This is a genomic window from Blautia sp. AF19-13LB (assembly GCF_003479105.1).
Lineage (GTDB): Bacteria > Bacillota > Clostridia > Lachnospirales > Lachnospiraceae > Fusicatenibacter > Fusicatenibacter saccharivorans.
The window spans coordinates 1-16,278 of sequence record NZ_QUGO01000032.1 but is presented as its reverse complement, the minus strand read 5'-3'; the positions used below and the strand labels follow the sequence as shown (position 1 = coordinate 16,278).

The 16,278-nt window shown below is 40.9% G+C and carries 10 protein-coding genes; 1 reads left to right on the top strand and 9 read right to left on the bottom strand.

The features are described 5' to 3' along the window. Both tnpA and DWX32_RS18295 read right to left on the bottom strand, forming a co-directional pair. A partial coding sequence (tnpA, locus tag DWX32_RS18300) for an IS200/IS605 family transposase (RefSeq protein WP_118660822.1) occupies positions 1-320 on the bottom strand: 320 nt, incomplete at its 3' end. A 95-nt stretch (positions 321-415) separates the two neighbouring features. After that, a complete protein-coding gene (locus DWX32_RS18295) occupies positions 416-685 on the bottom strand; it encodes an ATP-binding protein (RefSeq protein WP_242856692.1) in 270 nt (89 codons plus the stop codon). A 76-nt stretch (positions 686-761) separates the two neighbouring features. On the opposite strand from DWX32_RS18295, the gene DWX32_RS18290 reads away from it, so the two are divergent. Then, on the top strand, positions 762-1,679 hold the full coding sequence (locus DWX32_RS18290; protein ID WP_416388398.1) for a relaxase/mobilization nuclease: 918 nt from the start codon (positions 762-764) through the stop codon (positions 1,677-1,679). A 163-nt stretch (positions 1,680-1,842) separates the two neighbouring features. Here the strand turns inward: DWX32_RS18290 and DWX32_RS18285 are convergent, their stop codons facing one another. The 7 genes from DWX32_RS18285 to DWX32_RS18255 all read right to left on the bottom strand — a co-directional run. Beyond that, entirely contained in the window at positions 1,843-2,544 is a 702-nt protein-coding gene (locus DWX32_RS18285; protein WP_118601329.1) for a pilin N-terminal domain-containing protein, read from the bottom strand. After that, a complete protein-coding gene (locus tag DWX32_RS18280) occupies positions 2,528-3,394 on the bottom strand; it encodes a class C sortase (protein ID WP_243037631.1) in 867 nt (288 codons plus the stop codon). The genes DWX32_RS18285 and DWX32_RS18280 overlap by 17 nt, the downstream gene beginning before the upstream one ends. Positions 3,395-3,519: 125 nt before the next feature. Then, on the bottom strand, positions 3,520-4,608 hold the full coding sequence (locus tag DWX32_RS18275; protein WP_118660820.1) for a SpaH/EbpB family LPXTG-anchored major pilin: 1,089 nt from the start codon (positions 4,606-4,608) through the stop codon (positions 3,520-3,522). 15 nt (positions 4,609-4,623) lie between these two features. Continuing rightward, positions 4,624-5,289 carry a hypothetical protein gene (locus tag DWX32_RS18270; RefSeq protein ID WP_147398512.1) on the bottom strand — a complete coding sequence of 222 codons (666 nt, stop codon included), beginning with the start codon at positions 5,287-5,289 and terminating at the stop codon, positions 4,624-4,626. A 115-nt stretch (positions 5,290-5,404) separates the two neighbouring features. Continuing rightward, positions 5,405-14,194 carry a Cna B-type domain-containing protein gene (locus DWX32_RS18265; protein WP_243037630.1) on the bottom strand — a complete coding sequence of 2,930 codons (8,790 nt, stop codon included), beginning with the start codon at positions 14,192-14,194 and terminating at the stop codon, positions 5,405-5,407. 126 nt (positions 14,195-14,320) lie between these two features. Then, positions 14,321-15,775, bottom strand: a complete 1,455-nt coding sequence (locus DWX32_RS18260; protein ID WP_118601325.1) for an Rrf2 family transcriptional regulator — start codon at positions 15,773-15,775, stop codon at positions 14,321-14,323. Positions 15,776-16,053: 278 nt separating this feature from the next. After that, on the bottom strand, positions 16,054-16,278 hold a 225-nt coding region (locus tag DWX32_RS18255), incomplete at its 5' end, for a transposase domain-containing protein (protein ID WP_147398511.1).

Here is a 16,278-nt window from a genome sequence, read left to right as displayed (position 1 = left end):
TTTGTCCAAAGCGTCGGCATCTTAGTTTTAAGATATGGAAATTCCTGTCTTAAAATTCTGGAAGTATAGCCTTTGAAAGATTTTACGGCTTTGTGAATACCAAACTGAGGGTCTACTTCCAGCAGCATATGAACATGATCCGGCATGATTTCCATTTCCAGAATCTCTACAGAAAGATTTGCAGCATACTCTGTGAGCAGTTCCTTCAACCTGGTATCTACACCATTGGTTAATACTTTTCGTCTATATTTAGGACACCATACTACATGGTATTTGCACGAATAGACGACATTGTTGTTTAATTTATATGTTGTATTCATGTTTGTATTATACTATATTTTTTCATTTAATACAACCACTATTTTGTCCATCTCAATTACTTGCGTAAATTCGATGGACGCGTCTTATCGAATTCCTAAAATCTCGGCTTCGAAAGTCCATACTCTTCTGCAGCATTAAGGATTCTTTTTATTCCGCTTCCCCATGCTTCTACAAGTCCCATCTGACTGAATATATTGGTAATGCCTTTATTCCGGATCTTCGAATGACCATTCATGACTTCCTCATAAGTTAATCCGTTATATAATCCACCCGGAGAAGTCACCTCCAGTCTTTCATCATAAACTGCGACCTGAATATAAGATTCATCCAACAGGTTACAGTGACAATGGGCGTTAATGATCATTTCCAATAAGCGGAGCTACCATAAAATCTGCCGGATCAGTAATCGCATCTGCCAAGAAAATGGACTTGCCACCAGTATGCCAACCGGAGAAAAAGGAAAAAGCTATAAAGAGAACATGGAATATCATCATGGCACCAGTTGGAAAGTCAAGCTACGTGTTGCAGTTGATAAGGCAATCTGGACTTCCATCAACTATGAGGAATTTCTACAAAAAATGCAGTTAGCCGGATATGAAGTCCGCCAAGGAAAACACCTGTCCTTCCGTGCACCGGAGCAGAAGGACTTCACTTACATGAAATCTCTCGGAAGTTATTATAGCGAAGAAAATATCCGCATCCGTCTGGCAAAAAATCGTAGCAAAGTGAAAACTCCAAAGCATCTGTCCAGAGGTGCTCGCCTGTATATCAATATTTCCACTTATGTTACAACCGGCAATCGAGAAGGATTTGAACGTTGGGCAAAACTAAATAATCTAAAAGAGGCAACCCGCACCTTCGACTATCTTTCTGAAAATAATCTGCTGAATTATGAAGATTTTCAACAGCATGTTTCTGATGTTGATGCTTCTGTTAAAGCGGCTGAACAGAGAATAACACAAATCAACAATGAACTGAACACGCAGAAAGTCATTCAAAAACATTGTGATTCTTACCGGCCCTGCCGTAAAGTGATTGAAGATTGCAAATCTGCTAAAAATCCAAACGCATACCGGACCAAACATCAAGCAGAATACCAACTCCACGATTCACTAAAAAAAGAGCTTCAGGATCTCGGTGTTACCAAAATCCCAAGCTCTAATAAAATCCAGAAGCGGATAGAAAATCTTGAATCTGAACAGGCTGCTACTGTCCGTGAAAAGCAGGAATTACAGAAAAAGCAGAAGACACTGGATATCATCAGACAGAATTTCACAGCACTGCTTAATTCTCCTGAGATCAGTTCAGACTTACTTCCAGCAAAACGGGAACCTATTTCTGTCACAAGAGATAAATAAGATTGCACTGGCAACTCACTCATTTTCTTTCAAATCTTCCCATGGTTTAAAACCCATTTTCTCCCAGGTGACGCCATACGGTGCACCTCCGGAGGTATTTGTTTTTGGATTATGACAGTTATATAACGAAACGAAAAGACCGGGATTTCCCGATCTTCTCATATTATTTATGGGATTTTCTTTTGCATATACTAAATATGATTAAGGATATTCCCATTAAGGAAAGCCACATAATTACATTCGTATCGTCTCCCGTTTTTACATTTGGAGTATGACTGCTATTATCACCTGATGGTTCTTCTGAAACTGGTGGCGTATTCGTGGTAATTGGTGGTATCGATTCATTTTTAAATTTAGGCTCTGCCGTTACATTCCAAATTATCTGACCATCATAATTACCTGGAACTGTTATGATAAAAGGTTCGCTTTGATATACTTGATTTCCAATTTGTGTTTTTTGTGTCTGCACAAAAAGATACACACCTTTTTCCAGATCTCTGTACATAACTTCTCCATCGGAATTGGTCTTCCCTGATATTCCTTGGATGCCGTTATCCTGTACATATTTTCCCAGTTTTTTTGCAGCTTCTGCCTGAGCAGAAGAATCCTCAAAATCAAATATGACTCCAGACTTTGCAAACTCACTCACTAATGCCCATGAATTATTTTTATATGTTCCAACCTGATACATCGTAAATTCAATATTACTTAGCTTATATACCGTGGTCTCATCTTCAACAGTTGCTTTTAATAATATACTTCCCTGATCATTCGCAGACACAGGTAACGGAATGAGGAGTAAAAGCATACACATCACACTGGCCATACACATATATATTCGCTTATGTTTAATTATTCTGCTCATGTTTTTTCTCCTTCCTGCGTTTATGAGATTTAATGCTCACCCATATGATGATCAAAGCAACAATTCCCCCAATCAATAGAATCAAATTGAATGGAATTGTATGATGAAGACCAACTTCCTCATCTATCTTCTGTGCCTCTTCATACGGAATTCTGGTGCCACGTACAAGCAGTCTGTGTGTATTAACTGCATAAGGAGTGCATGTGACCAGCGTTACATAATCCTTGCCTTTTTCAATTTGTAAAGCATCTGTATCTGATGGCAATACTGTCAGAATCTGATCCACCTGATAGGCAAAGGTATGATGAAGAACTTTAATATAAAATACATCTCCAACCTCCATCTTGTTCAGGTCGGTGAATATCTTGGCATTTGCAAGTCCACGGTGTCCGGATAATACCGCATGACAGCTCTCACCGCCTACCGGAAGCGAGGTGTTTTTCAGATGTCCTACACCTGACTGCAGTACTTTTTCGGATGTTCCATGATAAACCGGAAGAACAACATCAAGCTTTGGGATATCAATATATCCCATCATTCCAGTATCATCAATTTTCAAAAGTTTGTTATACTCATCATCTTCTGTCTGGTTTTCATTGCTTTCTGAAAATGGATCTGCTATGGAACCAATTCCGATCAGGCTTTCGTTGTAGTCCTGTGCCTGCTTGATCATTGCATTTTCCTGTTCTTCCGACAAATGCGAAACTTCCTGTTCATAATCTGTAGCAATGGTTGTGCTGTTCATCTGATTAATGTAATTACTCACTACCGGATACAGGATTAAAGAAAATGCCATCAGATATCCGATTCCTCTTAGTATTTTTACTACTTTCTTCATAATACCTTTCACCTTTTCGTCTGTTTCTTCTGAAATATCCAGTCCACACTGGACATTTCAGAAAAAGCAGACATCCTCCCGGTACAATACCGGGAAGATGAACTGTCTTTTTATCCATTCTTAAACTTCAGAATGTCTTAGTTTTTTGCTTTCTTTTTGCCAAAAGCTTTGCTTGCTGTTAATACACCGAAAAGAACGATACCAGCCAGTGTTACCATGAGGGCACCCTTGCTACCAGTAGATGGAAGCTGTGCACCTGTTTTGTTTTCTACAGCTACTTCTGGAGAAGTTTTTGTATCTTTAATTTCTTTACCTGTTGTTGTAGTTCCATTGTATGTGTAATCAACTGAATAGCTTGTCAGTTTTCCGGTTTTTGGATCATAGTTTGCTTTAATCTCAACCTTGATATCGCTGAGAAGCTTATTGTATCCTTCTGGTGCTTTTGTCTCTCTTAAGTAATAAGTTCCAGCATCAAGACCTTTTACAAGTACTTTTCCGTCAGCATCGGATACAATTTTTGCAGAAGTAAAGCCTGTTGCTTTAGCTTCATCGGCTGTTGCCTGACGGTATACACCTTCTCCTTCGTCTACAATATTAACCTTCGCCTGTTCATCTGCTGCAGTACCTTCTGTGTTTCCCTTGTAAAGCTCAAATTCTGCCTTTGCAAGTGCAGTCTTATCTTCTTTATTATTCTGGTCTTTTAAATAATATTTATAAATTGTAAAATCAAAAGTATGTACATCTACGATGCTTGGCTCAGATGTACCTGTTCCACCTGTTGTCGGGTCATTACTGTATTCAACGACCGCCTTGTTGGTATTTGGATTCATACCGATTACAGCATCTTTGTTTAAGGTTGCAGTGTAAACAACTGTGATTGTCTCGCCTGTATGATTCTTATAGGAATTATAGAAATCATTTAAGGTAACTGTTAAAGTACGTTTAGCCTGGTCATATGCAAGTGCGTATGTATTAGTTCCTGATTTCTTAGCAGTAAGTGTTGTATTTCCAACTTTTACAGATAGTACTTCTTTTAAGTCCAGTCCTTTGGACAAAGTATCGCTAAATTTAAAAGTATAAGAATTATATCCTGTCATGTCCGGCACTTTAGAAGTCAGCTGATAAGTGACAGTATCGCCAATTCCAAAATCTCCAGCTTTCTTTTCATCTGATTCGCTGTGTGGTGCGATGGTATCTTCAGGATTATTCTCATCGTCCAATTCCATCTGATGGCTGCCATCCTATGAAGCATCTACAATAGCACCAACTGTAATTCCGCTTCCACTCTGTGCCGGAATGATTTTCTTGTCTACTGTCGGGTAATTGCTCTTCATGTTAATTGTAGCTGTATCAGCTGTAATGCTAACTAAAGATGCTGCAGATGTATAAGTCTGATTTCCTGGTGCTGTGGAGGTATCTGTTGCTCCTTTTGGATAAACTAAATAGTATCCATATGCTAAATCAGAAACTACTGTAGAAGTTGCTGTCGTATTAACTGTTTTTGTTGCTGTAATATGGTTCTTTGAATCTAAAATCCATCCAAGCACATCTTTAGCAAATGTTTTCGCTGTAGCAGCCTCTCCATTTGCTCCGACCTGTTCTTTAACATAGTTATATGCCGCTTCACTTAAAGCTTCGCCTGTTAAACTTTCAGATCCTGGAATTCTAGTATTATTCTTAAAAAATCCTTCATATGCACTGTTCAGTGTATATGCTACATTCTCGCCACTTTTTGTTGCTGTAAAAATCTGATACAGATCCAGAGTCTTTCCTTCCACTGTATTGTTGACTGTCAGGGTTCCTTTTGGAGCATCTGCTGCATCTGCTGCAAATGCAGTCATGCTCATGGACAGTATCATGGTCATTGCCATCAGAACTGCCATAAATCTTGATACTAATTTCTTCATGTTCCTCTTCTCACTTTCTTTTGATTTTTTATTGGTTCGCTTGGGATTCCTTCAGCTTTTACGGTGGAAGTTCCCCACGCAGCCATATCTCTCTCATGACTCTACTCCCCCTTTCCTACATCGTCTGTTTCCGTTTCCTTCTGCGTCCGGTATAAAGCAGGAACGCTAACAACAAACCACCTGCTACGATGAACATCATGATGCCTTTTCCGCCAGTGTCCGGAAGAAGTGCAAAATGTCGGTTGATAATCGTGAAGGTAAATCCATCATCAGAGCTTTTTATTGTAGTTGTATATCCGTTTATTTCCGTTTCCGTAACAGAATATTCATAATAATGCGTTTTGTCAGCATCATCTTTTATGTAGGCTGGAAGAGTTTCAATCACTTTCTGCCATGTAGATTTTGAAATATCACCTTTTATTTCATAGTTTTCATATCCCGGCACAACTTCTGTTTGTTTTGTTCCTTCCGCATCCGTCCAGCTTCTGGAAATTGTGACCGTAATAGAGTCTGGTCTGAGATTGTCCATATTTCGGAAATCTTTCCAGACTTTGTTTATCGTCAGGTTTACATTCTCATCACATGGATCCTGCGTATCAGACGGTTCCGGTGATGTGCTGTCACCTGTATTGACTGTCGTTTTGGCATCTGACATCAGAACAGCTTTTGCATCTGATATATATGCATTCAGATCTGCTGTTTCAGAAGAATCTTTTGTTGCCATAACTGCATTCTGCAAGGTGTTATACTCATCTACCTGCACGACATGTTTTATCGAGAAGATACTCCATCCATTTTCCTGACTGAACGTATCTGTCAGAAGTTTAGAATTCTTTTTGATCTCATCAAAACTAATCGCCGGTTTTCGGTAGATACGATAATTGTTATTCTCGCCTTCTACACCTGCTTTTGTATTAAAGTCATATGCAGAGTCCAGATCACTTTTTCCGCTGAATGGTCCCACCAGCTTAGATGTTCCACGGACCACATCGCAGTAATACATATTGTTATTCTTCAGCAGTCCTTCATCGTTGTATCCAACAAAACCTCCGCTTCGTCCATCATTTGCAGAACCATCCGCATCATTTCCTGCTCCGCCTGCATAGACATCATATCCTGTACTAATTCCATACACACTGCTGTCCGTGATCTTTGTCCTGTTTGCCTTGATCAGATTGATACTGATATTAGACTTTACATCATTATCTTTTGTTATGATTCCATCTTTATCACAAGGAAGCTTGATGGATGAATCTCCGATCTTGATGATTGCAAGATCTGTCTGTTGATTATTTTCTGTCGACTTTTTAGACAGCCCGACAGAAATATCCAGTCCCAGCAGATTCACATGGAGAAGATTTCCCTCATACAGTGCATCAACCTTCACAATTCCAAGATTGATATGCAAAAGGTTGGAATCCTGGATCTTATCCAGATATAACGCCTGTACAAGCTGATTCAGAACTACGAGCAACGCATCCACCACTGTGGAATCCAGTTTTACATCCGCTAGATAGGCAAAGCTTGTTCTTCCTGCGAAGCCACCAGCTGTTCCACCGGATTCTACCAGTTTCAGGCTGTTTTCCTGATTTTGAGCATCTCCTGCATTACAGCCTGACATTCTGGCAAGATTTGCGTAGCCGATAAATCCTCCCGCAATCTGCTCATCTCCGCCTTTACTCTGAACAGTATAACCTCCAGGTATGCCTGTCACACTGCTGTCATCAATGTGGGAACCGAAAATATCCAGAACGCCGAGGGCACCGCCCAGGAGCTGTCCTGCATTATCTCCCAGCACATCCAGCTTCTCCATTTTTACAACTCCGCTTTTTCCGGAGTATCCTACAAAACCGCCGACGCTGTTTAGTCCAGTTACATAATTTAATCCCATTACGCTGCTGTTTTTGACAGAGCCATTTAACAGGGAACCGCCAAATCCTCCAGCCGTTCCGCTATATGTTACTTCATTATTCTGGCCTGATTTTGTCGCTGTGTTAGCACTGACGCCAAGCCCTGCATCTGGACTTCCTGTGACATTTCCGTAATATACATAACTTCGGAACGCATCCAACACATCGGTTTTTCCAAGTTTTAAAAGATACTGTAATACCGAGGTCTCATTACCTGCACTAATGTTTGCGGCACCGGAAACATCCGCAATACCGAAGCATCCACCGGCATATTCACCGGCTACTACGGAACGAATCTTGTCTGCACGGATTCCGCTTCCCGGCGTATCCTTCTCGCCGAGGACCGCTCCGCAGAGACTTCCTGCAAATCCTCCTGCTGCTTTTGCGTACCCGGTATTGCTTCCATTTTGATAGGTTCCGTTTACGATCACGCCCCAGTCATCCCAGGCTGACACAGATGCACAGCGGATGGTAGAAACAGTAGCATTCAGAACCTTAATCAGTTCTGCCGGAGCATTTACCATAAGAACATCCAGAAGCTTATTCAAAAGTCCCTGCTTTGTAGCTGTATCAATAGCTGCCACACTACCTGGATCTACTTTTCCAGCAAAACCGCCTACATAGGAAGTTCCATCTACACGCCTTAAATTTGTGATACTGCAAGAGGTATTTTCATCTCCCCAGATCTGACCGCCGATCATTCTTCCCACATAGCCTCCGGCAAATCCTGCCAGGTCTTTGTCTGCAATACCGGTTGCTTTGATCCTTGCTCCGGAACGATATCCGTCCACATGGGACTGTTTTACAACCGGCACAAAGGTTTTTAATGCCGCCAGACCGTCTGCACCGATAATCTTAAGACCTGCCAGTGAAACGTCACCTGTGTTTGCCACAGAACCGGTAAGCATCTCACCCGCAAATCCACCGCTGCTTCTGAAGGCTTCCACTGACTGAAGATCTGTTGCAGTTCCATTTGTCACGGTACCGCCTTCCATACGGCCTACATAGCCTCCGGCAGAACCGCCCTGTGTTGCTTTACTTGCCAGAATGCTCCTTCCTGCTGTGACTGCGTATCCATATGCATACTGAGAAATGATCTCATTTAACTGTTCTTGATCATTGACTTCACCAAGTGCCTGTAATTTATTACCGTAACTTCCATAAGAACCGACAGCACCAACCCATTTGTTCCAGGTATCCGTATCCAGTCCACGAAGCGGTCCATAAACAGCTGTATTCTTTTCTGTCGGATACACCGCCTGAAGAAGCGTCAGCGGATTATCTAGTTTGATAAGACCAAATAAAACCTTCAGACTTCCTGTATCTGCAACATTCGCACACCGCATCAGTCCTGTATAACCTCCGGCATATTCCGTTCCATATACGGAACGGATACGATAGGCCGCACATTCTCTTACGGTTCCTGCATATGTAGAGCCTTTCCAGTTATCCGTATTGTTTCCCCAGATCTGACCGCCATAGTTGTAACCTGCATATCCTCCTGCAAGTCCACGGTAAATGCTGTCATCACTTTCAGCCTGAGCCCTCACAGCACCTCCACAAGGTACACAGGTTGTTTCACTGTTTTTGATCACAGGAACAAATGCCTGTAAAACGCCAAAAAGATTATCTGCCTTGATCAGTCCTCCAAGAGCACTTAATCCATCTACCACATCTGCCGCACTCCCCGGCTCCATGGTTCCAACATATCCACCGGCACTTTCACGCCCTATGATATGTGCAAAATTATAAGAATTACTATTCTGAATCTGAACTCCAAGAAGTTCTCCTGCATATCCACCGGCTTTTCCGGTATCACCATCTCCATCTGTTGCAAGAACATTAAATCCGCCTGTTGCTCCGTAAACATCTGAGCTGTCTATGATAGATGCAACTACGGTCAACGCTGATAACAGATTTGAGGCAGAAAGTACCTTATCCAGAACGCTTGCACCTCCGATAGCCGCCGTACTTCCCATAGCAGCTTTCCCAATATAGCCGCCGGCATAACGATAACCATTTACCGCATATGCACTGTCGCTTCCGTAATAACTGCTACCATCTTCCTGCTGCAGATTCTTTGGCTCACTGACACCTGTATGCTGCAATTTATTTACATCGGAATTGCTGATCTGTACACCAGTTCCGCATCCGATAAAGCCTCCGGCACTTCCGGCATCCGCATCGTTGGTGCTGTCTTTTTCAAGAGTACCTGTAACGGTAACAGTAAACCCTTTTTCTACAGAATTAACACTGGCATTACTGATCACCGGAACAAAAGCATTGACCAGGGATAGTAATCCTGTCAGATCAACCAGTTTTGTAAGAATTGATGATTTAGCTCCAATCTCTGCAACTGCTCCAGCTTTTACAAGACCTCCGAACCCTCCGGCATAACGAAGGCCTTCTACTTTCAGAAGATTTTCTACTGCCGTTCCTTTTCCGGAATCAACAGCATTTGCTGAATTATCTACATGACCGCTCTGCATCTCTCCAACGAAGCCACCTGCATAGCCTTCTGCGTTTTCAAATCCGCTGTCAGCCGTAACTGTCAAACCATCTGCGGTACCAGCAACTTTGCAATTCGTAATTTTGCTGGATGCCGCCTGAAGGACACTTGCCAGCTCTTTCAGACTCAGGATCTTACCAAGGACACTATTCAAAAAATCTCCTGTGGCATCTCCTGCCTCCGCTGCACTTCCGGAGCGCATAATTCCGATATAGCCACCGGCATGATATGGTGCTGTGACTTCTTTTACATTGGTCACATCAGAATTCTTAACCATGACTGCTTTTCCATTACCGATATAACCCCCGGCATCTCCAAGAGCCACATCATCATTTTTTCCGGATGCTGTTACAACTAAGCTGTCTCCCTCAATAGAAGAGTCGGAAATTCTCGGATAAGCCACATCCATAACACTGAGAAGCTGATTTACATTTAAGAGGCCCAGTAACTTAATAGAACCTGTCTGTGCCACATCACCAGGCATCAGCCTTCCTGCAAAACCACCGGCATAGCTGGTTCCCTTTATATAAGAGAGTCCGGTAATATTTGTTGTTGCAATCGCACCAGCCTCACCTTCGGTTGTTCCATCCTCACTATTCGTGTCTGCTTTGAATCCGGAATTGTTGTTTCCATAGTTGATATCTACTGCCTGTCCGTCTCCCACAAAGCCGCCCGCCATATCAGCGGATACCTGAGGGTCAGAACCATTCGAAACATAGGCAATAGAAGTATTATTGAACTCCGGTCTCAGGGCACTGACAACTCCAAGCAGATTCTCTAATTCAATTCCTGTCAGTTTTGATGTAGTGGAATCTCCAGCACTTAATGCATCTCCGGCTTTAGCAAAACCTGCAAAGCCTCCGGCTTTTCCTGATGTTGCAGATGCAGTAACAGTTTTCAGGTTGCTGATCTTAGTGTCCCTTGCTCGTCCACTAATGCATTCTCCAATAAAGCCACCACTATAACCTTTCTCATTGCCAGTAGACACACTATATCCTGACGAAACACCTGAAACAGTGCTGTCAACTGTAAACGTCTCAATCATCTGCCCTACAGAAAGAAGGCTGTCAATTTTCAAAAGCGGTAATCCAAGAAGTTTAATACCACCAACATTAGCAAGAGTACCACTTCCGAAATATCCGGCAAATCCTCCTGCACACTTTCCAGCCGTTACAGAATTCAGATTTGTGACGGATGTTTTCCTTACTTCTCCACCTGTTCCATAACCGATAGCACCTCCGGCACGACCATTCTCCTGATTTGACGCAGTAACTGTAAGTCCCAAAGAGCCTCCGTTTACGGAACAATCTTTACATTCAAAACGCATGTAGTCTGCTGCTGTAACTGTTCCGCCAAGGACATCACTGACACTGGTCATTTTAGCGTAACCTAAGATTCCTCCAGCATTCTCTGTTGCTGAAACAGACATGCTTTCTGATGCAGTAATACTATTAGAATGCTCATTAAAACTGTAAGAAATACTGTTTTTTGCAAGCATACGATTCAAAGCTTTTGTAGTTGATTTTGAACCATCTGCAAGTTCTGAAGTATTAGAAACCTGAACAGCTCCGGCATATCCTACAAGTCCGCCGGCATATTTGCCACTGGCATCTAAGGATATCGTACTTCCGTCAATGGTACATCCGCTTATAACAGAAGGGCGAAGTCCCACCAGGTTCAAAATATCCATATCCGTAATATTACCGTTCAACAAACCTGTAAGAAGTTTTTTCACAAGATCAAGAAGACCTTTATTTTCATCAATAGATGTAACAGCACCAAGGGTTGCTAAGCCGGCAAATCCTCCGGTATAATCTTTTCCGGACACTGTACCAAGAGAAGAAATACTGCAGTTCACGGCATAACTGTTACGCATTTCTCCTATAAATCCACCTGCATAACCACTTTCCTTACCAGAGCTTCCTGTCGCAGATACATTTGCACTGCCATTAATGCTACATCCAAGCATTACTGTATTGACCGGGAAATCAGCTATTTGGATTCCCAGATGATCCAGTGCACCTGCAACAACTGCATTGGAAGCACGACCAATAAATCCTCCTGAGTAATCTGTACCATTAACACTCTCAGTACCATTAACTGAACATCCAGTCATTACAGCACCTATTGTTTCACCAGCAAATCCACCTGTATAATTCTGCCCAGATATCGTATCATTGCCAGATACTGAACAATTGCTGAACACCGGATTCACATAGCCAATTGGAATCAGGTTTCCAACACTTAGAACGCCTCCATTCAAAAGCGTTGTAATCAGATCCCCAAGACCTAATACTGGAATCAAGTTTAATAAAGTACTAAGTGCGTCCGTTACTCCTTTAAGCACTCCTGAAAGGGCTTCATATTTTGTAATACCTGAAATGTACCCGACAAAACCACCTGTCCAGCTGTTTGCATTAGACACTCCTGATAATCCTTCTACATGACAGTCTGATATTTGTACGTTTCCTTTTACAACACCGGCAAAAGCTCCTGTTGAAAAAGATTTTGGATCCTTTTCCAACCCACTTGATAATCCCAGGATTTTTAAAACTCTGGTCAACACTACACCAAGCAAACTAAAATCTTTTTTAATAGAATTCGTTGTCGTTGATACAGAAACTCCTGATAAGGTAAGATTTTTTACGACAACCTGTTTTGATGAAATCTGTAATGAACTGTCATATGGGGTCGATAAACTTCTGAAAAATCCAACACCATATTCCGTGTCCGAGCTACTTCCATTTGAATAAGCACTCTGATTAATTGCTGTGTCCTGTACCATCTTTACATTACTGATTTTGACATTAGCACCTTCTGTCATTCCCTTGCGGCCTTCCATATTTCCCTGGAAGTTCTTTATAGGAGTCCAGTTATCATCTTTCCCATTAGAATTAGTCCCTTCTTTGGAAAGATCAATATCACGAAAGATAATATAATTCGCATCCTTACTGTATTTATATCCAGATCCTGCAATATTGGTATTGCTACTTTTGGATGTATCATAGGTAAGGATGTAAGTTTTATTCTCGTCAACCGTTATACTTTCCGGAGTTGTATCATCAGTAAAATCACTTTCGTCACCATCACTTGTAAAAGCATCTATATCATCACTTTCTGACTCAGCTACTTCCTCACTTTCTACCGGAGTCATATCAATCAAATCTCTGTCTTTTACAGTTGCACCTGCTTCAACAGATGCCGCTTCGGAAGCACTGGCAGTACTGTCTGTCGCAGTTACCGTCATATCTTCTGACTCCTGAATAGTACTGCTCACATATACATAACGCTTTGTAGCTGTTGTGCCAGCTATATCCAAGGATGAATTATCCAGATATTCTGTTTCTCCCAGCTTATGGTCACCTTTTTTATTTCCATACAATTCTTTTCCAGACCAATTATATGTATCATTAAACTTTACAATATCCGCATCACCCGGATAATACAGTTCTGTTTTGTATGTCTGTGTATCAGCTGCTGGTTTCCAGGCTGTATATCCACTCAGTGCGCCCCCAAGTATTCCCGGCTTTTTCTCTCTTGTTTCATACACTCGCCAGATTGGCTCTGTCACATCCGTATCTGTTCCGATTGCCCGAAGCTGTGTTTCATTTCCAATCAGAATATAATTTTTATCACCAATCTTTTTTACCACCTGACCGAAATAATTTCTTCCTTCATAGTCGGACGGATATGCGCTAGTAATATCCTGAGTTGTCTCCTCTGTCCCAGCCTTATTTGCAAGAAGCTCCGGTGTTTCTGTTGTAAATGAAGAAGCAAGCACATAATTATGTGTTTTGCTGTAAGTAAGATAGGAACCATCTTCCAGTGTAAAAACCTGTCCCATTCCAACTTTTTCAGCAATATAATCCTCGCTCATTACAGGTTCGCTGTCTGAAGATTCCCCTTTCATCAATTCAAGCTGGTATCGGTTATACACATAAATCGTATCAGTCACTGAATCATATACTGTGTTGCCCGTGCGCTCTGATGATGAAGTGATGCTACCTGTAAAATCTGATGGGAAGTTCCAGACATTTTCATTATCTATTGGAATATCATTCATCAAACAATAGGAAGCGTCTGATGCATAGGTAAGTTCTGCACCATCTGCAAGAACCTTATCCCCTTCACCAACATTTCCATCTTTGTCTCCGGAAAACATCTGTGTTCCTGTACCGATTTGCAGAAGTTGCTGGTAATTGTAGATACATATTTTTCCATCTTCATAATCTGGATTTGCTTCTTCCAAAGTATCTGAGGTGTTTTCATCCTCGATAATTGTTTCTTCTCCATCTGTAAATCCTTGATCTTCAGAATTACCAAATTCCTCTGTTACTTCAGAACTAATATCTGTATTTGGCTCTGATTCTCCTTCAAAAGAATCAGGAATATCACTTTCCGTGATATCAGATATTTCAGATGTATCACTGCTGAAACCATCCTGTTCCGATATATCTGTAATTTCACTATTGGTCTGCACATTCATTCTTTCTGAATCTTCAGCATTCGCAACTACGACTTGCGAAGATAATAATGTAACACACAGAACAACTGCTGTAATTCGTCTTAAAACACTCAATTTCTTGTTCATAAAATCGCCTCAAATCTTCTGTCATGCTTGACTTTTTGTTACTTTTAACCACTCTGGCTGCTTTGCTGCCGCCGTCAAGCACTGGATCAGTTTTTTAGAAAACGCTCCGCATTCACCATTTGAAATCATCCGTATCGCCTCTTCTGGTTCATATTTTCTTTTGTATGGACGATCATTGATCAATGCATCGTAAGCATCAACAATCCCAACGACCTGTGCGCACATCGGAATCGCATTCCCTTTTAAACCGTCTGGATATCCTGATCCATCATATCTTTCATGGTGGTGTCTGCATATTTCATAGCTATATTTGTTCAGCTTTTCCGTTGTTATCCCCTCTGGGAATCTCTGGGTCATCGCTGCACCTACTAATGGATGTTGTTTTACTACATTCATTTCTTCATCTGTCAACTTTCCATTTTTATTCAAAATTTCAATTGGTACTTTTATCTTTCCAATATCATGAATCGGTGCCAAATGGGCTACTGAAGCAATTTCTTCATCCGTAATTCCATATTCCGGATAATTCTTCTGCAATTGAAGATATACCTGTTTCGTATAGAAGCTGATATCGTCTTGATACCCTGATTCAACTAACTGATTATGATTCAATACAGTAGTTAAAAGTGATACCATATCCCAATACTGCTTTGCCATATCCTGTTCTTTCTTTACGAGTTCCTGTTCCATCCTTATAACTGTGTTCTGGACAATCTTCTCATTATGTAAGGTAATAATTGCAGTATTCTCATTTGCATCTATATATTTTTTTGCTTCCATCCAAACATATGCATTCTTATCTTTTCCAGTAATTCTGCGATACGGAAGATCTTTTTCCATACATCCATCAACTAGTCTTTCTTCTAATCCTTCACTTGATAAGAAGTCATGAACCATTTTTTTATCAGAAGTATACACATATCTTTCTATATATTGATTTATGAACTCTTCATAACTTTTTGTTTTCCTTACTTTCTCATACACTTCACGGATATGTGAATATACACACTCGTAGCTTTTTTCTTTCAAGTTCAGTTTTAATACAACATAAAATCGTCCAAAATATTCATCTTCTCCAGGACGGATAACGTCTGAAACCTTTACGCTCTCTAATTTATTATTGTATGTATTCTGCAAACTCAACAATATTTTATGTATCTTGCAGGTATCTTCTAAATTTCTGGGACAAAAACGATCTTCTTCCAAACAACGATTAATTGCCATTGTTTCCTCTACACACGATATAATATCCATTAAAGAAATGTTCTCCGGTTGTTTTGCCAGCATATAGCCACCATTTATACCTTCACAGGCATTGACTATTTTTGCATCTTTCAGTTTTTTTGCTATTTTAGGAACATAATTAGCAGAAACATTTAGCTTCCGTGACAATTCTGATGTAGATACCATCCGTTCCTGTGCCGCTAAGTAACATACAATTCTAATTGCGTAATCTGTCGAATTTTTCAGTTGCATCGTTATCCCTCTAATCTAAACCCTGCGAGGTCTTAGTTTATATCAAAAAAAATATCAAAATTTGATATCTTCAATATTTTTCGCTGATAATCTTTCTCATCAAGTGTGATATTATACGCTATTAAACTTAAAAATATAATGCACAAAGGATGAAAAATTTTTAACGTTTTTTTATTCAAAGTGCTCCATTTGCGATTAATGGTAAGCGCAAAATATTGCTACATTACTCATGAATTACGCTTGCACCAAAATGATAGATGCAAGCGTTTTACTCCAGTTTAGTTTTGACAGTTCGTTTTCGCAGTCTCGCTCCATGGGGCAAGCTGTTCCAACTGTTCATCTGACATTTTATCGTCTGGCCGCTGTGATAAGAGATATGTCAGATATTTATAGGTGTTCAGATCATTCGCTTTTGCCATCTCAACCATTGTATACACAATAGCGCTGGAGGCAGCTCCTTTCGGACTGGCACTGAACAGCCAGTTCTTCCGGCCGACAGTGAA